Source organism: Bartonella heixiaziensis (assembly GCF_046245125.2).
Classification (GTDB): domain Bacteria; phylum Pseudomonadota; class Alphaproteobacteria; order Rhizobiales; family Rhizobiaceae; genus Bartonella; species Bartonella heixiaziensis.
On sequence record NZ_CP176404.1, the window covers coordinates 1,560,307 to 1,583,133 of the forward strand.

The 22,827-nt window shown below is 39.2% G+C and carries 16 protein-coding genes, 2 pseudogenes and 1 other annotated feature (1 of these 19 only partly in view); of the genes and pseudogenes, 10 read left to right on the forward strand and 8 right to left on the reverse strand.

Annotated features, from left to right (window positions below):
- The first annotated feature begins 22 nt into the window (after nt 1-22).
- From ACKC4Y_RS06765 to trpS, 3 genes are all read left to right on the forward strand, one after another.
- A complete protein-coding gene (locus ACKC4Y_RS06765) occupies nt 23-1,849 on the forward strand; it encodes a BID domain-containing T4SS effector (protein WP_409361016.1) in 1,827 nt (608 codons plus the stop codon).
- A gap of 649 nt (nt 1,850-2,498) precedes the next feature.
- On the forward strand, nt 2,499-4,070 hold the full coding sequence (gene murJ / locus ACKC4Y_RS06770; protein ID WP_409361017.1) for a murein biosynthesis integral membrane protein MurJ: 1,572 nt from the start codon (nt 2,499-2,501) through the stop codon (nt 4,068-4,070).
- A gap of 77 nt (nt 4,071-4,147) precedes the next feature.
- On the forward strand, nt 4,148-5,218 hold the full coding sequence (gene trpS / locus ACKC4Y_RS06775; RefSeq protein WP_409361018.1) for a tryptophan--tRNA ligase: 1,071 nt from the start codon (nt 4,148-4,150) through the stop codon (nt 5,216-5,218).
- Nucleotides 5,219-5,396: 178 nt separating this feature from the next.
- Here the strand turns inward: trpS and ACKC4Y_RS06780 are convergent, their stop codons facing one another.
- Nucleotides 5,397-6,491: a phage DNA encapsidation protein gene (locus ACKC4Y_RS06780; protein WP_409361019.1), complete on the reverse strand. Its 1,095-nt coding sequence runs from the start codon at nt 6,489-6,491 to the stop codon at nt 5,397-5,399.
- Nucleotides 6,492-6,701: 210 nt separating this feature from the next.
- On the opposite strand from ACKC4Y_RS06780, the gene ACKC4Y_RS06785 reads away from it, so the two are divergent.
- Nucleotides 6,702-7,193 carry a universal stress protein gene (locus ACKC4Y_RS06785; RefSeq protein ID WP_409361020.1) on the forward strand — a complete coding sequence of 164 codons (492 nt, stop codon included), beginning with the start codon at nt 6,702-6,704 and terminating at the stop codon, nt 7,191-7,193.
- A gap of 56 nt (nt 7,194-7,249) precedes the next feature.
- Nucleotides 7,250-7,828 carry a NifU family protein gene (locus tag ACKC4Y_RS06790; protein ID WP_409361021.1) on the forward strand — a complete coding sequence of 193 codons (579 nt, stop codon included), beginning with the start codon at nt 7,250-7,252 and terminating at the stop codon, nt 7,826-7,828.
- 555 nt (nt 7,829-8,383) lie between these two features.
- On the opposite strand, the gene ACKC4Y_RS06795 is transcribed toward ACKC4Y_RS06790, so the two are convergent.
- Entirely contained in the window at nt 8,384-8,719 is a 336-nt protein-coding gene (locus ACKC4Y_RS06795) for a zinc ribbon domain-containing protein YjdM (protein ID WP_409361022.1), read from the reverse strand.
- Nucleotides 8,720-9,873: 1,154 nt separating this feature from the next.
- On the opposite strand from ACKC4Y_RS06795, the pseudogene ACKC4Y_RS06800 reads away from it, so the two are divergent.
- Nucleotides 9,874-10,362 (forward strand): annotated as a pseudogene (locus ACKC4Y_RS06800) (DUF488 domain-containing protein).
- A 456-nt stretch (nt 10,363-10,818) separates the two neighbouring features.
- On the opposite strand, the gene groL reads toward ACKC4Y_RS06800, so the two are convergent.
- Nucleotides 10,819-12,462, reverse strand: coding sequence for a chaperonin GroEL (gene groL, locus ACKC4Y_RS06805; RefSeq protein ID WP_409361023.1), 1,644 nt, complete (start codon nt 12,460-12,462; stop codon nt 10,819-10,821).
- Nucleotides 12,463-12,521: 59 nt separating this feature from the next.
- Nucleotides 12,522-12,818: a co-chaperone GroES gene (gene groES, locus ACKC4Y_RS06810; protein WP_409361024.1), complete on the reverse strand. Its 297-nt coding sequence runs from the start codon at nt 12,816-12,818 to the stop codon at nt 12,522-12,524.
- Nucleotides 12,819-13,045: 227 nt separating this feature from the next.
- Between groES and fumC the strand changes: the two genes are divergently transcribed.
- Nucleotides 13,046-14,434, forward strand: a complete 1,389-nt coding sequence (gene fumC, locus ACKC4Y_RS06815) for a class II fumarate hydratase (protein WP_409361025.1) — start codon at nt 13,046-13,048, stop codon at nt 14,432-14,434.
- A 626-nt stretch (nt 14,435-15,060) separates the two neighbouring features.
- Here the strand turns inward: fumC and ACKC4Y_RS06820 are convergent.
- The gene (locus ACKC4Y_RS06820) at nt 15,061-16,689 is read right to left on the reverse strand and encodes an alpha-D-glucose phosphate-specific phosphoglucomutase (RefSeq protein WP_409361026.1); all 1,629 of its coding nucleotides are present in this window, start codon (nt 16,687-16,689) and stop codon (nt 15,061-15,063) included.
- A gap of 192 nt (nt 16,690-16,881) precedes the next feature.
- Between ACKC4Y_RS06820 and ACKC4Y_RS06825 the strand changes: the two genes are divergently transcribed.
- A complete protein-coding gene (locus tag ACKC4Y_RS06825; protein WP_409361027.1) occupies nt 16,882-17,406 on the forward strand; it encodes a peroxiredoxin in 525 nt (174 codons plus the stop codon).
- Between the two features lie 407 nt (nt 17,407-17,813).
- On the opposite strand, the gene ACKC4Y_RS06830 is transcribed toward ACKC4Y_RS06825, so the two are convergent.
- From ACKC4Y_RS06830 to pyrF, 3 genes are all read right to left on the reverse strand, one after another.
- On the reverse strand, nt 17,814-18,356 hold the full coding sequence (locus tag ACKC4Y_RS06830) for a replication protein (protein WP_409361028.1): 543 nt from the start codon (nt 18,354-18,356) through the stop codon (nt 17,814-17,816).
- 549 nt (nt 18,357-18,905) lie between these two features.
- Nucleotides 18,906-20,399: a histidine--tRNA ligase gene (gene hisS, locus ACKC4Y_RS06835; protein ID WP_409361029.1), complete on the reverse strand. Its 1,494-nt coding sequence runs from the start codon at nt 20,397-20,399 to the stop codon at nt 18,906-18,908.
- A gap of 329 nt (nt 20,400-20,728) precedes the next feature.
- A complete protein-coding gene (pyrF, locus tag ACKC4Y_RS06840) occupies nt 20,729-21,574 on the reverse strand; it encodes an orotidine-5'-phosphate decarboxylase (protein WP_409362160.1) in 846 nt (281 codons plus the stop codon).
- Nucleotides 21,575-22,043: 469 nt separating this feature from the next.
- Between pyrF and ACKC4Y_RS06845 the strand changes: the two genes are divergently transcribed.
- Together ACKC4Y_RS06845 and ACKC4Y_RS06850 are read left to right on the forward strand one after the other, a co-directional pair.
- A complete protein-coding gene (locus tag ACKC4Y_RS06845) occupies nt 22,044-22,238 on the forward strand; it encodes a hypothetical protein (protein WP_409361030.1) in 195 nt (64 codons plus the stop codon).
- Nucleotides 22,157-22,525 (forward strand): annotated as a pseudogene (locus tag ACKC4Y_RS06850) (MFS transporter); the annotation flags it as partial. The gene ACKC4Y_RS06845 and the pseudogene ACKC4Y_RS06850, both read left to right, overlap by 82 nt.
- A 93-nt stretch (nt 22,526-22,618) precedes the next feature.
- Nucleotides 22,619-22,827 (reverse strand) — a sequence feature (23S ribosomal RNA rRNA prediction is too short) (it continues 80 nt past the right edge of the window).

The following is a 22,827-nucleotide window of genomic DNA, read 5'->3' on the forward strand; positions in this document are numbered from 1 at the left end:
ACAGAGCCCGCGGCAAAAGGTGATGGAATACGCGACCATTGCAGCGGAAAAATCGGACATCACACCTCCCTCCCCCTCACATAGGAAAACGTCTTCATCTCCTGAAGGTCAAGAAAAGGATATATCACCACGTAATTTCCTGTACCCTAATAGTAAAAAACTTAAAAATAAATATGGAATAGAAGATTATGGAAAATTAAAAGCACAATATGTACACGATTCAGCAAAAGCGATGATGAATTTACGCCAAGAAACACCGCCACAACAGCTAACAACCGCATATCTCCACTACGCTCATCACACCTTATTTAAAAATATTTTTGAATGGGCCGGTCATACCCGTGATAAACCATTTACCTTTGCAGATGGCACCACTGCCAATATGCCGAAGATGGAAAAAGCTGGTATTTCTTTTGCACCAGGGGAAAAGGTACAAAAGGGCCTTGAAAATTTCGATAAAGCGCTATCCGAGAAAAATTATTTGAAAGGTTTAACCCGTGAAGTATTTGTTGAAAAGGTCGCTGAAATGATAACACAGTTAAACTATACGCATCCTTTTAGAGACGGCAATGGACGCGTACAACAGATATTTTTTGAAAAACTTGCCCAATCTGCAGGACATAAGCTGGATTTTTCTCTTGTGACAGAAGAACGCATGAATCTTGCCAGTATTGCATCACTAAAACACAGAGATTTAGAGCCTATGAAAGATCTGTTGGAGGATATCTCCAATCCAGAAAAAGTGCTTGTTTTAAAGGAATTCATGGACCATATGAAAGCGTTTGGGCTTGAGAGTATTAATCATCGTCTTATTATGACTGCTAAAGAAGGTGAAACCTATACAGGCTTCTATAGAGGCAGTGGAACAAATGGTTTCATGATTGATGCCAATGGTACTTTTATTGTAGGAAATAAAAAACACCTCGCACCAGAGAAACTCAAGACATTGAAAATTGGTGATGCCATCTCCTTCACAATGCCAATGTCTCAAGACTTGCAACAAACACTTATCCCAAGGGAAAAAAGAGCGCCTCTCACGAGCGAAGAAATTGCTGAGAGGGTTCAAAACAGCCCTTTAGTCCAGACAAGTAGAAAAAAAATCGAAGATTTGTGCAAGATTGTGTATGGTAATCAACATATTTTGCAGAACAAACTTTCAGAGATTAAAATTCCAGTGACACATGAAAGTATTTCTGAGGGAGAGGAATTCGCACGGCAAGTTGAAGCATTTCCTCAGTCTGTCCATAAACTTCGTGGTATCAATATATGTGGCGTAAAAAGCAGTGCACGCAAACATGCACAAGAAAATATTTTGCCGCTAAAAAGCGCTATTTTTGATTATGTGCATGCTATAAAACTAGCAGAAAAAGATATTCTACATGACCATCACATGGAACAAAAACGCTGTGAAAATTCGATAAGCATGCCTGGTGAATGGATGCAAAATCTTTGTTCCCTGTCAAAAAAACAACGAGAAGAAATCTTATTACAATCTCCTGAACTAAGAGCAGAAATAAAAACTTATATGTGTCAATTCCATAACCGTCTCTCAGCAAGCGAACGCAGAGCGATAACGGAAAACAATCATCAAGAATTGGCTAAAACTCTTGGCACATCACTCAATAACGCAAAGCAAATTGCAGAAATCTTCAAACAAGGACAAGAGCTACAACAGAATATACAATCGTTATCCCGCAGACTGGACGATCTTTCAATACGAGACGGACATCAATCTATAAAGAGAAACAATGGTGAAAATCGCACTGAAACTCTTGACACAACAGCAATTAAAGCAAAGAAAATAACAGAAACTGTCAAGCAAGAAAAAGCAGTTGCTTTCACTTGTTAGGCATGCATAAGCTTGAGCTTTTTAGCTCTTTCTCAAACGAAAGTATCGCCTTTAGACAACTCTCCTCCCTCAACCCTTCATCTAGGAAAAGGTATTTGAATGTGTCAACACCAAAGATGAAGGGTGTGTTGTTTACAAGAGTATGAAACGGGGGTTTTATCGTTATGAATACTCTACGAAGCTGAATTTTCATTTTATAAAGCTGGTGTATAAAAAGGTAGAGTTAACAAAAGGTATAAGCCAGTATACAAAGGAATACTCTACAGCAATAGCCCCTAAAAAGCACACCCCCCATGCGAATAATATTCAGAAGAAACGAAACAGAGCACAAGCCATAAGAAAGACCATCGACTCTCCCATTCTCTCTTGCTTTTTTCTCTTCATTCCATTGCCCAACATCTCCTGCTTTTCAAAAAAAGAATAAAGAAATTTTGAGTGTTTTATGAAGGGAATACAAGCTGTAAGGGAGCAACAAAAAATCCAACTCAAAGAGTATGAAAGCACACTTGTTGACAGAAGGATAAACACCGTCGTAAAACGCTTTAACAATGTATGATTGTATTGGCATGCTCATCAGATTTTTACGATTTAAAATGATTTTATTTATTTTTTCATCACCGCTCCTTCATGACAAACCCGATAGATCTTTATGACTCTAATTAAAAAATTTGCAACTGTTGCTTCCGGAACCCTTATGAGCCGTATTTTTGGCTTTATACGCGAAATGTTGATGGCAGCAGCCTTGGGAACTGGTCCTGTTTCCGATGCGTTCAACGCTGCTTTTCGTTTTCCCAACACATTCCGCCGTTTTTTTGCTGAAGGCGCCTTTAATGCGGCTTTTGTTCCTCTTTTTTCAAAAAAAATTACTGAAGATGGTACAGAAACTGCATGTAAATTTGCCGAAGAGGTATTTGGCGTTCTCTTCACGCTGCTGTTGCTTTTAACCATTGTCATGGAATTAAGTATGCCTTTTTTAGTGCGAACAGTCATTGCTCCAGGTTTTGCAGAGGATGCAACAAAATTTAACGCAACAATCCATTTTACTGCAATCATGTTTCCCTATTTAACATGCATGTCTTTAGCAGCAATGATGGGAGGAATGTTGAATGCCTTGCGGCGTTATTTCATTGCAGCCATCGCCCCCCTCTTTTTGAATATTATTCTCATTGGCGTGCTTGCTTATGCCTGGTTCTATCAACTTGATGCTTGGCATATTGGATTAAATCTTTCTTGGGGTGTCTTAGCAGCAGGGCTTCTCCAACTTGCCCTCATCGCCGTTGCTTTGCGTCGAAGTGGAATGAAAATTTTCCTCCGCCGTCCCCATTTTAGCCCCAATGTTCGAAAGCTTTTAACTTTGGCATTCCCTGCTGCCATTACAGGAGGAATTACGCAAATCAATTTATTAATCAACACCAACATTGCCTCCAGTCAATCAGGTGCCGTATCCTCTTTGATGTATGCTGATCGTCTTTATCAATTACCTCTAGGCGTTATAGCAATTGCCATAGCGACTGTCCTTTTGCCAGAATTAACAAGGGCGCTACGCAGCAAAAAGCATAAAGAAACCCATGATTTGCAAAACCGTTCGATTGAATTAACGCTGTTATTAACACTACCAGCATCGGTCGCTTTTCTACTGCTCTCTCACCCCATTGTTAGCTTGCTTTTTGAGCGTGGGCAATTTACCAGTGAATCAACACACCATGTTGCACAACTACTTCAACTTTATGGGCTAGGACTTCCAGCTTTTGTCCTGATCAAGGTTTTTATTCCTAATTTTTTTGCTCATGAAGATACAAAAACACCAATGATTTTCACAGGCATTTGCGTTTTCATCAATATCAGTTTAGCCTTAACATTATTTCCAATTTTGTCAGCACGGGGCATTGTTATTGCTGAAATCACCTCTGGATGGGTTAACACATTGTTGCTTTGTATTGTCCTCATCAAGCGCGATTATTGGAAACACGACGCAAAGCTGATAAAACGCATTGCATGTCTGATACTCGTCACTGTTTTGAGTGCTCTAACCCTTTACTATATGTTTGATGTACTTGGATTTTTATCTTTCCCTTTATCCACACAAGCATCATTTCTCTTGCGCGCAAGCACCTTGGCAGGGATAATGGTTGTCATACTGTTGGTATATTGTAGCGCCTATTTTTTACTTGATCCCCGTTCTTTTTTTCTCACCCTTAAAAATTTTAAAAAGCGTCTATAATATTTTGTCTTGCTTTCAGAAAGAGGCTTTGTCAAAAAATACAAAACGAATAACTTTACTTAAGAAAGAACACTCCTATGGAAACTTTCACACCGCTTGTCTTTTCCGGCGTACAACCAAGTGGCAATTTACATCTTGGTAATTACCTTGGAGCCATCAAGCATTGGGTTGAACTGCAAACATCCTATAATTGCCTGTATTGCGTTGTCGATATGCATGCGCTCACCGTGAATCCAGATCCTCTTACCTTAACTGAATCAACCAGAGCAGTCACAGCAGCCTTTTTAGCAGCCGGCATTGATCCTCAAAAGCAAATCATTTTCAACCAGTCTCAAGTTTTTCAACATGCTGAACTTGCATGGATTTTGAACTGTATTGCCCGTATTGGCTGGCTTCAACGCATGACGCAGTTTAAGGATAAAGCAGGAAAAGATCGTGAACAAGCATCCCTTGGGCTTTTTGCCTATCCAAGTCTGATGGCAGCCGATATTTTAGTCTATCGTGCCACTCATGTTCCTGTAGGAGAAGATCAAAAACAACATGTTGAACTCACACGCGATATTGCGCAAAAATTCAACAACGACTACGCAGATCGTATTGCGGATTTAGATGTTGGTGTCTCTATGCAAGTAGGAGAAGAGAAAAGACAAGGCTTTTTCCCAATACCAGAACCGCTTATTGGTGAGACAGCCACACGCATTATGTCGTTGCGTGATGGTACAAAAAAAATGTCAAAATCAGATCCTTCAGATTTTTCGCGTATTAATTTAACGGATGATGCTGATCTTATTGCAAAAAAAATACGCAAAGCAAAAACCGACTCCGCTCCTCTCCCTGACACTCTTGCAGATTTGAAAGAACGCCCAGAGATCAATAACCTGCTTGGTATTTATGCAGCTTTTGCTCAAATCAGCAAAGAAAAAGCTCTTTTAGAGTTTTCCGGAAAACAATTTTCGCTGTTTAAAACAGCCTTAGCAGACCTTGCCGTTCATAAGCTTGCACCGATAACAGGGGAACTGCGTCGTCTTCATCAAGAAAGCAGTTACATTGACTCTGTTTTGCGCGATGGCGCAGAGCGTGCCAGTATAATGGCAGAAAAAAATATGAAAAAAGTCCGTGAAATTGTTGGATTCTTGCAAAATACGTGAAATAATAAAAGAACCATAAAGAGTAAAAAGAAGCTACACTTGATTTTAAAAAATATCCGCCCTCTCTTACAAAAGATGACCCCTCACACGAGAGATCATCATTATCTCTCTCATGCCTCATATCATTGCCATAAACGACGATATTTACAGCATAGGAGAGATAATGAATTGTCCCATTTTAAACCTTTTTTATGAATGGTTCCATAATTCTTTTAACATCCATTGTTTCAAAACAAACATCGCCATCCCTTATAAATTTAGCTAATTGTTTAAGTTGGCGATCTTTTGAAATTCTTCCTTTAATTGCACCTTCATATAAAATGTCATCCATACTGTAGGTAATATAATCTTTATTAAAACCTTTTTTAATGAACAATTTATCAGAAGCGAAAAAGACAGCTAATTTTTGTTTTTGAATGATGAGGTTAAAATAAGGTGTTTTTGGTGTTGATTTCATTTTATTAATGAATGAATAATCATCATTAATCTTAAGAGCACTATTACCTAATACGAATGCCCCATATGCTGTATTTTTAATTGATTTAGCGAGTTTTGTATCAGACTTCCTTTCAATAAATTCTTTACCAAGAGTATGGCCAATTAATATTGAAGGTTCTCTATAGAATGTAAATTCATTTTTATGATGATTTCTTAAATCAAAGAAATCGAAATAAGGATTGGAATGTGATATGCTGTTACCAAGGCATATTACGCGCCCCTCATCACGGTGCCTAAAGACGGTTTCACATAGACTAATTAATTTTTCTGGTTCATTTTTTAAATATTTTCCTTGTTCACAAATATATTCCTCAAAAATGATTGTTTTAACATCAGAGAAGTAGCAAGATTTGTATTGCTTAGCTAAAGATAGAGGGACTAAATATCCGCAAATTATGTCATTTTTTGCTTTTAAAAGAGATGGTTTTCTGTACGGTATCTTTGCACTGATTTTTGATCCAGTTTCCCCTCTACCTTGAGAGAACTTTTCTAATTCATCTAAGTGAATTTCTGGATTATAAATGATACAATCACCTTCGCATCTAAATTCAAATGGTTTAATAATGCCTTGATTTTCTAAAGCAATAAACATTGTATCTTTTACACGTTGAATTTCTGCCTTTGTACGACGCACGTATATGAATTGTTCATTTCTTTTTTTGTAAGCATTACAAACAAAACGTAATGCGCTAAACGTCTTTCCTAATCCTCTATTACTATCTAAAAAATTCCATAGTGCATTATAGGAAAGCGCTTTATCTAAATCATAATACAACTCTTTAGTCCCCCGCCATTTTAAAAAATATTAATACTTAATTCATAATATAGTTTCACAGGAGCTTCTTTTAAAGCCTCCCTTATTTAATTTTTCTCTAAAATTGCACTATCTGAGAAATTCTATTGAAACTCTTTCAAAGTTACCTTTACTTATATATTTTAATAAAGTTGATTTGAAATATTTTTACCAAAAAAGCAGGGAAAACCCATGGTTTCTAAGCAAAAAAATCCGAAAACAGGTCATAAGCGGAAAATTTTAGTCATTATTGATGAAACACCAGAGTGTCGCCGTGCTGTTGCTTTTGCCGCACAACATGCCCAAAATACCAACAGAACGTTGGTATTGCTTTGTGTCGTTGATAGTGTAGAATTTCAACATTTTTTGGGTGTGAACGACGTTATGCGAACGGAATCAACGCAAACCGCCCATAGAGTGTTGGGAGAAATTGCCAATGATGTACGCACCACCCACGCCCTTGAAACAGAAATTATTGTTCGTGAAGGCAAAAAGATTGAAGAAATTTCCAGACTAATCGACGAAGATAAGGAAATTGCTCTCATTATTTTAGCTGCCAGTGGACATACAGAAGGACCAGGACCGCTTGTTCAACTCATCGGGAGTCGGGGAACAGCTTTTTCAATCCCTGTTACCGTTATTCCAAGCAATCTTGCCGATGAAGATATTGAATCTATTGCTTAAAACAGACTATTCGGGAATCAATTATCTTCTTTAAGCCTTAACAAACAGGAGAATGCATGTTTATTCAAACTGAAGCTACACCAAACCCTGCAACACTGAAGTTTCTGCCCGGTCGGGTAGTGCTTTCTGAGGGCGTGTTAGAGTTTCGTGACAGTAAAGAAGCCGCTAAAAGTTCTCCTTTAGCTGCTAAATTGTTTAATATTCCAAATGTCAGCGGTGTTTTTTTAGGCTATGACTTCATTACTGTGACCAAGAAAGATGGTGAATGGCAACATCTCAAACCAGCGATTTTGGGCACAATCATGGAACATTTTCTTTCCAATGATCCGGTTATTACCACCAATGCCACAACACAAGCGCAGGCCCATGCCCTTACAGAAGAATTTTATGACGAAAAAGACGCTGATATTGTCCTCACAATTAAGGAGTTGCTAGAAACGCGTGTTCGCCCAGCGGTTGCCAATGATGGGGGAGATATTACTTTCCGCGGTTTTGAAAACGGTATTGTTTACCTCAATATGCGGGGAGCTTGCGCTGGATGCCCCTCTTCAACAGCCACACTTAAAAATGGTATTGAAAATCTTTTACGGCATTTTATCCCAGAAGTTTTAGGTGTTGAAGCCATGCCGCAATAAACAAAAGTGAAATCTTACAACATATCAGTAAAGAGCAAAATACCGACAAAAGATAAGCGCCATAGCTGCTAAACCATCCAATCTATAAAGGATTATTTTCTTAAAACAAAATCGCTCCAACACATAACATCGCTCAAATACACGACCAAGACATATCCCCTTTAATAGATATCAGTATTTTGATCAGAACCTCTTCCTTTAACAAGCACCGCAAGAGAATTGGAAGAAATTCTTATCCAAAAGAAACCTCCAGTTCACACACAGACGCTTTAGCAAAGAAGCAAGCGCTCGACAAACTCTCAAAACATTGATTGATCACGATAATTCATCGCTTTGCATGCTGAAGCAGTCCCCCGAATATCGGAAGGCTTTCTTCTTTCAAACCCTCTTATATTTAAATCAATAAACATCATTCGCTTGCACATCACAAGAGAGATCAATATATGAATAAAAATCGTTTAAGAAAGGCGTCAAAATACCTCTTATGCACCGTCTTAAGATAACAACAATCATAAAGAAGCGAGCAGATGATATGATGGCATCAGCTTGAATCGACTAAACTTTTTTCACAAATTCCGATTTTAAGCTCATTTGACCAAACCCAGGAATCTTACAGTCAATATTATGATCACCATCCACAAGGCGGATATTCTTCACCTTCGTTCCACCCTTGAGAACGGATGTAGCACCCTTAACTTTAAGATCTTTGATCACAATAACACTATCCCCATTTACCAAAACGTTACCATTCGCATCATAAACGGTGTTAGAAGGAGGAAGTTCTTCGTTTTTTTGAGGCCACTCATGTGCACACTCAGGACACACAAAATTATCCCCCTCTTCATAAGTATAAAGACCACCACAGTGAGGGCATTGAGGATATTGGTTCATAGATTCCCTTTTCTGTTCAAGAAAAATACGCATATAAGCGGTCATAAAGCAAGAAACGTTTATTGTCCATTGCTAAAGCAAAACGCTTAATCACACACAACATGTTATCTCAAAAGCTTTGGATTATTGAAACTAAACAATAACAACTTCAAAATAAAATCAATTAAATCAATAAGTTAAATGAAGTTTATTTTCTCTAGATCCTCATCACAATTCACAACTTTAATGTGTGATACAATTGACAATTTTTTTTATAAACAATTGCCATATGTGAACAGAACATAAAAAGCAAATCATGACGCAAATATTATAATGCATGTGAGCATTCAAATGAAATACAAAGCCGCTCTTGTTCATAATAACTGAAGTTTACGATACGTTTTCATAGCAACACAAACTACATTGTTAAAAGTTTAATCATTGAAACGATTATAACATAAGCTTGCGATATGTTTAGAGATTATAATTCATTTTAAGGATTGGAATTAATCGCATTAAAAAACATAAAGATTACACTCACCAGAACGGCAAATGTAACATACAAAGCTATTATCACAACATCATCATAACACCACTCGTTTTTGACGAGGGATAGTATGAAATTGTCTATAAAGATTGCATAAAAGATTTTTTACAAAATAAAGACTTTATCGATTTTCTAAAAATTGAGAAAACGGTAAGCATGCACTACAATAGATACAGATCATCACAGCGGGGAATAAAAATAAAAATGCTCTTCTTATGAAAGAGAAATCCTTTTAATGACAGAATACCATAGTGAAGTATCAGAAAATATTTGGAGTGTTAGAGTTTAAAAGGAACCAGACCGAATGAGAACTGGTTAATTTTATAAATTCCAAAAAGAAACCCCTTCCCCCACAAAAACACTTACTTGAATGAGAGAGAAAAAACACAGCGGTAAAAACAAGCTCTGCTAGCACAATATTGCTCTTGTATTGAGACGCTTCATAAGAAGCATTTTTACGATATTCGAAGTCCTTCTTTAACATGTTCAGCGATGAATCATCATGATCAATCAATATATTATATTATTTATGGAGCACTTTCTTGTTTGCGAATAATACATACGAAACCCCTATGAGGGTGCATCTACCGCTTCCAAACTCTTCCCCTTTTACAGAAGGAAATTAAACATGCGTAACACCAAACATGTTATCATACAGCCTGCTAAAGATGAAAAAGCTTGTTTTTTTACCATTGGCTATGAAGGAAAGTCTCTTGAGAATTATCTTAATTGCCTCATAGAGAATAATATCAAAACTTTATGTGATGTTCGTAAAAATCCAATAAGTAGAAAACACGGATTTTCAAAAAGACAATGAGAGCAAGCTGTAAGCAACATTGATATTGAATATATGCATATGCCTGAACTTGGAATTGCCTCTGAAAAACGAAGAAATTTGAAAACACAAAAAGATTATGACCGTCTTTTTGAAGATTATCAAAATACAACTCTCAAGAATAATTCTTGTGCAATAAACAAATTATATCAAATTTTTTTAAACAAAAAGCGCGTTGCAATCACCTGTTTTGAAGCCAATGTATGCATGTGTCATAGAGGACAACTCGCATTAGCTCTCACTCAATTGCCTGATTGGAAATATGAAATTAAACACATCTAAAAAATAAACTTGCAGATTTTTTAAAAATGGGAGTGCTCCATATGCCTCCCAGTAGCCCTAATACAACTTTCAACACAAGCGTGATTCATGCCAAAAGTAAATTGCATCTAAATATAAGGAGAAAAGATATGCCGCATCGGCCACCGACCATAACTTAAGTCAGCGGTTGCACGCACTTTACAAGAAGAAAAAACAGGAATGCAAATTAATAGAAATCAAACACCTACAAGGGAACTCCTCATCTATCTTAAATCCGATATCCCAGTACCAAACTCAGCCGCACATCCTGAAAAAATTTGGAGCTTATTAAACGATAAATATGATTTTGATATCATCTTATTGTCCCTCTTCATATCAAAACCATGCCCTATGAAATAGAAAATTGTAGAAGAAGATGGAACAATGTAAAAAAAAACGGGCTCAAAGGCCCGTTTTCTTTTATCTCTATGAAAGGGCTTAGAAATCCATTCCGCCCATTCCACCCATTCCACCACCAGGCATTGGAGGCATTGGAGTATCTTTCTTTGGAACTTCAGCAACCATTGCTTCTGTAGTAATAAGAAGGCTAGCAATTGAAGCGGCATTCTGGAGAGCAGAACGCACAACCTTCACAGGGTCAACGATTCCCAAAGCAATCAAATCACCAAATTCACCGGTAGCAGTGTTGTAACCAAATGTATCAGCATTATTTTCCAACACCTTGCCCACAATAATGGCTGCTTCTTCACCGGCATTTGTTGCAATTTGACGTGCTGGCGCTTGTAGTGCACGGCGAACGATATGAATACCAGCTTCTTGATCAGGATTACTTCCTTTAACAGTCAAAGCATTTGCCGCACGTAACAACGCGGTTCCACCACCCGCAACAATACCTTCTTCCACAGCAGCACGTGTTGCATTCAAGGCATCATCAACGCGGTCTTTCTTTTCTTTCACTTCAACTTCTGTAGCACCACCAACACGGATAACAGCTACACCACCAGCGAGTTTAGCAAGTCTTTCTTGCAATTTTTCACGGTCATAATCAGAAGTTGTCTCTTCAATCTGAGCCTTGATTTGATTAACGCGTGCATTAATCTCGCTCTTTTGGCCAGCACCATCAATAATCGTTGTATTTTCTTTAGAAATGTTCACTTTCTTTGCACGACCAAGCATATCTAAAGTAACATTTTCCAATTTAATGCCAACATCTTCAGAAATAACCTGACCCGATGTCAAGATTGCAATATCCTCTAACATGGCTTTACGGCGATCACCAAATCCTGGAGCTTTCACAGCAGCAATTTTCAAACCACCGCGCAACTTGTTGACAACGAGAGTTGCCAAAGCTTCACCTTCCACATCTTCAGCGATAATAAGAAGAGGTTTACCAGACTGAACAACAGCTTCGAGCACTGGAAGAAGAGATTGTAGATTAGACAACTTCTTCTCATGAATGAGGATGTAAGGATCGTCAAGATCAGCCACCATTTTCTCAGCATTTGTAACGAAATAAGGTGAAAGATATCCACGGTCAAACTGCATACCTTCAACGACTTCTAATTCCGTTTCAGCAGTTTTTGCTTCTTCCACGGTAATAACGCCTTCATTGCCAACCTTTTCCATAGCATCAGCAATCATTTTACCGATTTCAGCAGCACCATTAGCGGAAATTGTTCCCACTTGTGCAATTTCTGCAGAAGTTTGAATTTTCTTGGCTTTTTTGAAAAGGTTTGCTACCACTTCTTCAACAGCAGCATCAATCCCACGTTTGAGATCCATTGGGTTCATACCAGCAGCAACAGCTTTTACGCCTTCTTGGACAATAGCTTGTCCCAAAACAGTTGCAGTTGTTGTTCCATCACCAGCAATATCATTGGTTTTAGAAGCAACTTCGCGCAACATCTGCGCACCCATATTTTCGAACTTATCTTCGAGTTCAATTTCCTTTGCAACGGATACACCATCTTTTGTGATGCGAGGTGCACCAAATGATTTGTCAATCACCACATTACGACCTTTAGGGCCGAGTGTTACCTTAACAGCGTTAGCAAGGATATCAACGCCGCGCAACAAACGCTCACGCGCTTCACGGCCAAATTTGACTTCTTTAGCAGCCATTTAATTTCTCCTTGGAGTTATCTCAAATAATACAAAATGAAAGTATTGAGAGGCTAAAATTACCCCATAATTCCCATAATGTCAGATTCTTTCATGATGAGGAGGTCTTCCCCATTAATCTTTACTTCGGTTCCAGACCATTTTCCAAAGAGAATACGGTCTCCTGCTTTCACTTCTAAAGGCACACGCTTTCCGTTGTCATCAAGAGCGCCATTACCAACAGCAATAATTTCACCTTCTTGAGGTTTTTCCTTTGCTGTATCAGGGATGATAATCCCCCCAGCAGTTTTGTTTTCAGATTCAACCCGACGAACAACGACACGATCGTGAAGTGGGCGGAATTGTATGTTAGCCATATTGTAAATCCTTAAAACTTAATATAATTGAATTAATCTTAAGTCCTTATTAGCACTCTTTAAGCCTGAGTGCTAACAGCAGTTTGAATATAAAATTGCCACAGCCTATTGTCAAGGATTGTCTCTAAAATAATTTATCTTTAAAAGCTTCAAGAGTATTGCCTCTTTTTTCTATTTCGCGTTATCTACTTCTCTAACGACACCCGTGAACATAAAAGGATTTTACCATGGTTGAAACACGTCAGGAAACTGATAGCTTTGGAACGATTTCGGTACGTCAAGACCGTTATTGGGGAGCACAAACGGAACGTTCTTTGCATAATTTTAACATTGGCACAGAAAAACAACCTCTTGCTATCATCTATGCCTTAGTCCTTATCAAAAAAGCTGCAGCTGTTGTAAATATGGACAAAGGAAAACTACAAGAAAATATTGGAAAAGCAATTATTGCCGCAGCAGATGAAGTGCTTGCCGGCGATTTTGATACGCATTTTCCACTCTCCGTCTGGCAAACAGGTTCTGGCACACAAAGCAATATGAATGTCAATGAAGTCATTGCTAATCGTGCTAGTAAGATTTTGGGAGGAAAACTTGGCAGCAAAAAACCAGTTCACCCCAATGACCACGTCAATATGAGCCAATCGTCGAACGATTCCTTTCCCACAGCGCTTCACATTGCCACCACGTTGCAAACACGCCAACACTTACTACCAATCCTTGAAGCTCTTATTGCTACATTAAAACAAAAAGAGCAAGAATTTGCAGACATCATTAAAATCGGCCGCACCCATACCCAAGATGCAACGCCTTTAACCTTAGGGCAAGAATTTTCAGGCTATCGTGCCGCATTAGAAGCCAATCTTCAGCGCATTGAAAATGCTCTAACCGATGTCCAAATGCTTGCTCAAGGTGGCACGGCTGTTGGCACAGGACTGAATGCGCCAAAAGGTTTTGACATTTCTTTTGCGCAAACAGTGAGCTCTCTCACGGGAATAACGTTCCAAACTGCTAGCAATAAATTTGAAGCACTCGCCCATCATGGAGCCCTTGCGCATTTCCATGGGAGCTTGAATGCTCTCGCAGCTGATCTGTTTAAAATTGCTAATGATATTCGATTTTTGGGCTCAGGACCACGTTCAGGTTTAGGGGAACTCAGTCTTCCCGAAAATGAGCCAGGGTCTTCCATCATGCCAGGCAAAGTTAACCCCACGCAATGTGAAGCCTTAACCATGGTCGCATGCCAAGTTTTTGGAAATCACACCAGTGTAACATTTGCTGCAAGCCAAGGGCATTTCGAACTCAACGTTTATAAGCCTGTTATTGGTTATAATGTTTTACAGTCTATTACACTTCTTGGTGATTGTATGCGCTCTTTTGATGAACATTGCATCCAAGGATTACGTGCCAATCGAGTTCACATTCACTCTCTCATGGAACGCTCGTTAATGCTCGTAACAGCTCTTGCTCCAGAAATTGGCTACGAAAAAGCTGCTGAAATTGCCAAAGCAGCGCATAAAAATGACACAACTTTGCGTGCAGAAGCACTGAAAGCTGGCGTTTCTGGCGCTGATTATGACCGGCTGGTTGATCCCAAAAAGATGATCTCCCCACAATAAGCAACAAGATGGAAACATGCCTCAGACAGACCGCGAAAATATCAAACCATTCGCGGTCTGATTTTTTTACATATTTCAAAGGTTAAGCTCCACCTATTGCACAAGCTTGAAAACGTCTTACAACTCTTGAAGGTGTGTGCGTAAGCAACACTCTCATACTGCTCCAAATAAAGTCTTAAAAGTGCTCCCACGGTTTCTGTTCCCTGACAACCCCACCACTAACCAACCCCGTTCTTAAAAAGCACATACGCCTTGCCACAAGCTGTTGTAAAGAAATGACACAAGCTTTGCACACAAAAGCACGAAAAGTAAAGGGCTGAAGCTAATTATGACATGACCTGCTCACCAATCCCCAAAAGCTGATCACTCCATAAGAGATAAATGGATAAAGCCCCCTCAAAACAAACCTTTTTGTGAGAACATTAAGGGCATTCGCCATCCAATGCTTATCGCCATTTACCATTCAGTTTTTGAAATCAAATCCGTACTCATACCTGAACGAAAGATCCTTTCTCAAAAATGAAGAAGAATCTTCCCTTATGATAGGCAAAGTCAAGCCTATCGCCTGAGCAATAACACTCCACCCACAAGCGACAACATGAAACAGCTCTTTTATGGAATAACATTTATGTGATAACATCAGGTCGTTCACGACCTAATTTTTGCTGTATTTGCAACAATTGCAGCGCTGCCTGTTGCAAAGGTTTAAGAAATTTTTGCGGATCTAGATTGTGTTTGCATGGGTCACTTTCATATTGCTCAAAATAAAGCCGTAAAGTCGCTCCCACGGTCCCTGTTCCCGATAAACGCACCACAAGCCGTGCTCCTTTTTCAAAAAACACACGTATTCCCTGCCCTGTACTAACACTTTGATCAACGGGATCGTGATAAGTAAAATCATCTGCTTTTGCGACCCTAAGTCCAGCAATTTCCATTCCCGTCTTTGGTAAATGCGCACGCAATTGCTCTATAATTGCATGGGCTTTACAAGACTCTACTTCTTCATAATCATACCGTAAAGTGTAAAAGCGCCCATAAGTGCGCCAATGCTGTTGAACAATTTGTGCTACAGTTTTCCTTGTCACTGCTAGAAGATTTAACCAAAACAAAATAGCCCATAAACCATCTTTTTCGCGGATATGATGAGAGCCCGTTCCAAAGCTTTCCTCACCACAAAAAGTTACTTTTCCAGCATCCAAAAGCGTCCCAAAAAACTTCCATCCCGTTGGTGTTTCAAAAAAATTTAATCCTTTTTTTTCAGCAACGAGATCAGCAGCACGCCCTGTTGGCATAGAGCGAGCAATACCCACAATGCCCTGCCGATACCCTTTAATCAGAGGAGCATGGTCTGCCATAATAGCTAAAGAATCAGAAGGGGTGACAAATTGTTTGCGACCGATAATGAGATTACGATCTCCATCGCCATCAGACGCCGCTCCAAGATCAGGTCCTTGCTCAGACATTAACAAGTCATAAAGGTCCTTAGCATAAACCAAATTTGGATCTGGATGCTTCCCGCCAAAATCTTTCAAAGGAGTACCATTAACCACCGTTCCTTCAGAGAATCCTAAGCATTTTTCAAAAATTTCATGCGCATAAGGACCTGTTACCGCATGCATCGCATCAAATCGCAAAGTGAGCCCTTCTGCCACTGCCTTGGCAATACAATCAAAATCAAAAATCTCTTGCATCAAAGCCACATAATCCGTAACAGGATCAATAATCTCTACTTGCATAGACCCGATAAAGGTTATCCCTTGCTTACTTAAATCAATATCTGGAGCCTCAACGATCTTATAAAAAGAAAGATGCTTTGATGTTGCAAAAATAGCCTCGCACAAAGCATCAGGAGCAGGTCCACCATTGGAAATATTGTATTTGATGCCACAATCCCCTTCTGGTCCGCCAGGATTGTGGCTAGCTGAAAGAATAAGTCCACCATAAGCATGATACTTGCGAATAAGATGAGAAACAGCAGGCGTAGAGAGAATGCCTTCTCTTCCCACTTTAACACGCGCAACACCATTGGCTGCCGCCATTTTTAACACAAGCTGAATCAACGTACGATTGAAAGTGCGTCCATCACCACCAAGAATAAGCAATTTGCCCTCAAAAGGTCCAGCACTGTTAAAAATGGATTGAAGAAAATTTTCAACATAATGGGGCTGCTGAAAAACCGATACCTTTTTACGCAAACCAGATGTTCCCAGTTTTTGATCCCCAAAAGCCGTTGTCAAAACTGTTGTGATAGTCATGGTGACGCCTTCATATGACTTCGTTTGATTTTATGCTGCACATCCATCAAACGATTAATTCTACTTGACGCAAGAATGAAATACTTGCAAACTTATCGCAATATACGATGGTTTAAAATGCACTCTCCAACACGCTTTTAAACATAAACCCTGTTTTAAAACACAACTCCCGGAAAATATAGGAGCATAATTATGATGAGAAAAAAAGTTCCCGATGTCACTTTTCATACACGTGTGCGTGATGACTCAGTTGGCGGAGATAACCCTTATCGATGGCAAGATGTTAGCAGCGATATGTACTTTAAAGGAAAACGCGTTATCCTTTTTTCTCTTCCAGGAGCTTTTACTCCTACTTGCTCAACCTTTCAGTTGCCGGATTTTGAAAAACTCTATGATGAATTTAAAAAGGTTGGCATTGATGAAATTTATTGCCTTTCCGTAAATGATGCTTTTGTCATGAATGCTTGGGGAAAAACACAAGACATCAAAAATGTGAAATTAATCCCTGATGGTTCCGGTGAATTCACCCGCAAAATGGGCATGTTGGTTGCAAAAGACAATATCGGTTTTGGGATGCGGTCATGGCGCTATGCTGCTGTTATTAATGATGGTGTAATTGAAAAATGGTTTGAAGAAGAAGGTTTTTCAGACAATTGCACAACAGATCCTTACGAAGTCTCTTCACCACAAAATGTTTTAAAAACGCTGCAAAGCTAGTCCGAGACCAAATCCGCGCATTTAAACAATACAAACTTTACGGCACAAATTCTTCTGGGAAGAGAAATTTGTGCCGTTTGTCTTTGTATGAATTTTTAAGTGCAAAAAACGTAGCTGGAATATTTTCACCATGAAAAGCACGCAACCAACCTCTCATAACACCAGCCCCCACAATAAACCCAAAGATAACCATCCCTCATCATAGACGCTAAAGAAAACACCCATTATTAGGGAGACATCAAAGAGTTATACCGGCTTAAAAACAGCACCCGTCTAACAATCTCACCCACCTCTCACCAAAAGAGCAATTTTGACACGGCTCTGTGTATTATTTGTCCTCAATTTTATTTTCTTAAAATCATTGACTCTAAGAATTAAGATCTCTTTTTAAGTTAAAAAAATGACTCCTAAAGCAATCGTTTCTTCGAATGTTTTGTCATAAATACCGCATCCATTTCTTCATCTTCATCATCATCTTCATCGAACTCAGAGTATTCATTGCGTCCAGAAAACCCAAAAATGTCTGGATTTATGAAATAACAATCTTTTTTTGTCCCCTTCGCTACAATTTTGTTACGTTCTAATTCGTTAATACCTTCTTTAAAAGTTTTAAAATAAAGGTATTCTGGTTCTTCAGTTGAAAAGTCGCAAGTCAAAAATTCATTGAGAATATCCTCATCTAATCTTACCTGATCAAACCACAAATCCACTTCATCTTCATCTGACATTTTCCCTACTTTCCACAACATAACAAAAAAAGTTTTCATCCCAACGAACGAGAGCCTAAAGATCATACGCCGGCTATCGGACGCTCCTGAAAACGTAATTTGGGGAAGATCTTCAAATCCGAAATTTGAAGGAGGAAGCTGAAATGATTTTCCAATATTCTCAGGTCTTTCAAGAATAAAGGGATTTCGTTCATAGAGCAGAGTAAAATCATATTGGACCATTGTATTTCTCCATTAAAGAATTTATTTTATGAAAAAATGCATACTATCAGCCAGTTACCATTATGGTAGCTTACAATTCACCCAAATATGCTCCTGTAAAAAATTGTTCGATTTAAGTCATTCCATTGTTTTTTGAAACTTAAAAAGTCTTTTAGGATAAAACGCTTTAGATTTCCCTCCCTTTGCAATAATGCTAGATTTTATAGTGTCCAATAAGAGAACAGCAAAGGATTTGATGCCAACGCATAAGAGTTCAAAGGTGAAGGAAATATGAACTGTCAATATTTTTATAAATTTTGGGGGGACGTTAGGTAAAACTCTTGAATTTCCCCAATGTTTTTTGGTCATGAAGATATTATCATCATATCCTCAGAAGGAAACGCTTTTAGTGAATGGAGTTTATTTACCTCTTAAAAATCTCCCTTTGTATGCCGCACCGGCTTAAAAAACAACTCGATTTTGAACGCGTGTGTAAGCACGCCTAAAAGAGAATTAAAAATTGAATCTCAAATTTTCTGAATATTTCAGACAATCGCTTCTATAAAACTTTTACCATAACTGCCTTTGAGCTGCTAAAATATCTTGTACTGTTTTAACCAACTGTTCTTCATTAACTATCACTTGTGCTGGTCGACTTTCACGCCATGTTTGGTTGTCCTTAATTTCGTGTGACAAACGCGCCCCTTCAATCAAATCTTTAATTTGTATTTTTCCGCTCTCACGTTCTTGTGACCCTTGGATCACCACACAAGGCGCTTGACGTCGATCTGCATATTTCATCTGCGCTTTTATACCCGATGCCCCCAAATAGAGCTCAGCACGAATTCCCGCACCACGCAACTGCATCACCATTTTTTGATAACCAGCAACCGCCTCTGGCTCTTTATCCATCATCAGCACCACAACCGGCCCTGTTGTCTCCTTCATAGGCAACTTTCCAAGATTTTGCAAAGCAGCGATCAAGCGTGAAACACCGATTGAAAAACCTGTTGCCGGAATATTTTCACCACGAAAGCGTGCCACCAATCCATCATAGCGCCCACCACCACCAACGGAGCCAAAAACAACTTTTTGCCCATCATCATTGAAAACATCAAAAAGCAACGTAGCCTCAAAGACAGGACCTGTATAATAATCCAATCCACGCACCACCGATGGATCAATCTTGATACGATTCTGAGTGCCATTTGCGGCAAAAATTGCTTGCATTTCCTCAAGCTCACGAATTCCCTCACACCCTTGAACATGATCACCAACCACTTTTTTAAGAGCCTCAAGAGTTTCTTCTGCTGTCTCAGCTCCAGCAGCAGTTAAGGAAAGAATACAATCAATCTCTTTATCCTTAAGTTCCGCCCCTTTTGTAAAGTCACCACTTTCATCCAAACGTCCACGCCCTAAAAGCAAACGCACACCTTCAGGACCAAATTTATCCAATTTATCAATTGCTCTTAAGACAGTTAAGCGCTTTTCAGCCTGTTCATTGCCCCCCAAACCAATTTTCTCTAAAACGCAATCCAGAATTTTTCGATTATTCAGACGGATAGCATACTCATGATGCTGAAACCCTAATTTTTCCAAACTGTCTGCTGCCATCATACAAATTTCGGCATCCGCTGCTACCGTTGGTGTTCCAACAATATCCGCATCAAACTGCATAAATTGCCGAAACCGCCCTGGTCCGGGTTTTTCATTGCGGAACACAAAACCAAGACGATAACTGCGATAAGGTTTTGGCAAAACTTCAAAATTCTCTGCAAAATAACGGGCAAGAGGCGCGGTAAGATCATAGCGCAAAGACATCCATTGCTCATCATCATCTTGTAACGAAAAAACACCCGCATTTGGACGATCTTCATCAGGTAAAAACTTCCCCAACACATCTGTATATTCAAAAATCGGTGTTTCCAGTGCTTCAAAACCGTAAAGTTCATAAACTTCACGAATCTGCGCAATCATTGTTTCAGTTGCATACAACTGTGCACTTGTACGATCCACAAAACCACGGGGTAAACGGGCTTTGGTTTTTTCTTGTTTTGCTGACATGTTTTTCTCTAACAACAATATGTATTCACAGATAACGTGTGTCTATCTTATAGAAACAAACGCTGCAATAACTTTATTAACTGGAAACTGGTCATAACATACATAAGCTTTTGCTTTTAAAAGAGGCACACCTTTACCCTTAAGGCAATTTGCTGAAAGTCTTTGCACTTCCAATAGGAGCATGCCCCCGCTTAACATTCAATGAAAAGACATCCGCGCTTTTTGAAAGAAACCACAAAGCAACTGTTGATTCTAGATAAGCTAGAAGCACCCTCCTAAAAAGCCTTCCCTCTCAGGGCTTTTCAGATTTATCACAGATGCAAAAACCCTCAAGACATCAGTGTGCTTTGCGCTTGCTCGGCAAAATCATGAATAACATTTTTTAAATCAACAATATTTCGACCAGCATCTGTAATAGAGCGTGATACAGAAGGAATAACATTCTGCCAGAGTCTTTGTGGAAATTGATGTGCCAATTGTGTCATTGTTCCACCTTGGGCGCCAATACCCGGAACAAGAAACAGACTATTTTTTAACTGCTCGATTGTGTCTTTTGATTCAGATCCTAGTGTCGCTCCTATAACCGCACCTATGGGGCCAATATTATGATGGAGAACCGGAGACTGAGAATTATAATCGCAAATGCACTGTGCAAGATGAAGAGAGAGTGTCTGATTACCAATAAGCGCATTTCGTATTTGTTTCCCCTCTGGATTAGAGGACTGAACAACCACAAAAACCCCTGCTCCTGTTTCTTCTGCAACCTTTATAAGAGGAATGAGAGCGTCAAAACCCAAAAAAGGATTGATTGTCATGGCATCAGCTTTAAACGCACTGTTTGGACCGAGCCAAGCTTTACCATAGGCTTCAGCAGTAGAGCCAATATCTCCCCTTTTTGCATCTGCCAAAACCAATAAGCCTTGTTCGTGTGCATTTTCAATGAGTTCTTTGAGAGCTTGAAGACCTTCCACACCATATAATTCAAAAAATGCAACTTGCGGCTTTATGACACCCACTTTGCCAACAGATGCCGCTAAGAGAATATCACAAAAATCTTTGAGACCTTTATAATCAAAGCTTAGTTTCCACGATTGCAAAACTTTATGGCTAGGATCAAAGCCAATACAAAGTGGTCCATAGATTTCACGATTTTTAAAAAAAGTTGAACGAAACATTCTACCACCCAATACAATCTCTTTTGCAATTTTTTGATACAACCGAAAAACAATTAATCGATAAATCACGGCTAACACGTTTCCATAAAGAATAAAATATCTTCTGCATTGATCTTATCCTAAAAAAACTAAAAACAGAATATTCGCATTTTTTGTTTCTTTATCGTTATTTTGCAATTTTGCGAACGATCATAGGAGACAAAAAATCCATACACGCCTTGAAGAGAAGGCGGATCAACAGAGAGATCACATTTATACAATTATTCGCCCTCTTGTTGACGTCTCTGAAATGGAGAGTGAAATCTCTCTTCGCTCATCTTACACCCCTGCAATGAGTTCTCTCATCTGAAACAAAAAAATGGCTCATTGCAGCAAACGGGCATTGCGCCAGTTTTGAATATGGCGATCATTGACACAAGCTTCCTGTCTCAACTTTCATCGAAAGAGAAAATTGACAAAGAAGAAATCCATGATTTTTGCCAAAACAGGGCTTTTCCTCGTTTTAGGCTTGAGCAGCTTTGCCGATGAAACAGTGCAAGTTACATTTGCTCTCCACTTAGCAAAAAGCACAGCATCTATTTCAATGCCGCTGGTGCATCACTTGCCGCTGCAATCATTGGATTTGCAATTTTCTGCTTTTCCCTCACACAGCTCATATGGCTGATGATGCTGTCATTTTTCATCCTTGGGAGTGCAGACGGTGTGCAAAATGCCCTGATGGCAAGTTTTATGATGAAAGCCATTCAAAAAGAACAGCGAAACAGTCAAATGCCCGCCTATCTCTTCATCATACAAACATCCGTATGCCTTGGCTTTATAGGAGCCGGTTTTGTCCATGTTCATCACACACAATACACACTCTTTGTCATCGGCATCGCCACAATGATCGCAGGCATATTAGGTTTTATCTTGAACAGTGTCGTGCAAAAAAAGGGACTCAATAACGGTTAGCGGACTATGTCATCTTTCTATCTAACCGCCAAAATCTTTCATCTTCACAGTGCGTTCAATTTCACTGAGTCTACGTTGGAGACAACGGAGAAGCTCGTTACACCATTCATACAGATCGGAATTCCCCCGACAAGTAGTCTTGCTTCCTTAAAACCGTTATAGTTACAGCCACCGTTTACTGGGGTTTCAATTCAATGCTTGCACATTTCCTCTTAACATTCCAGCACTGGGTAAACGTCAAACCTTATACATCGGGGTTTGGAAGCTCTTCCATGTTCATGACTAAAGTGGTACAAATACCC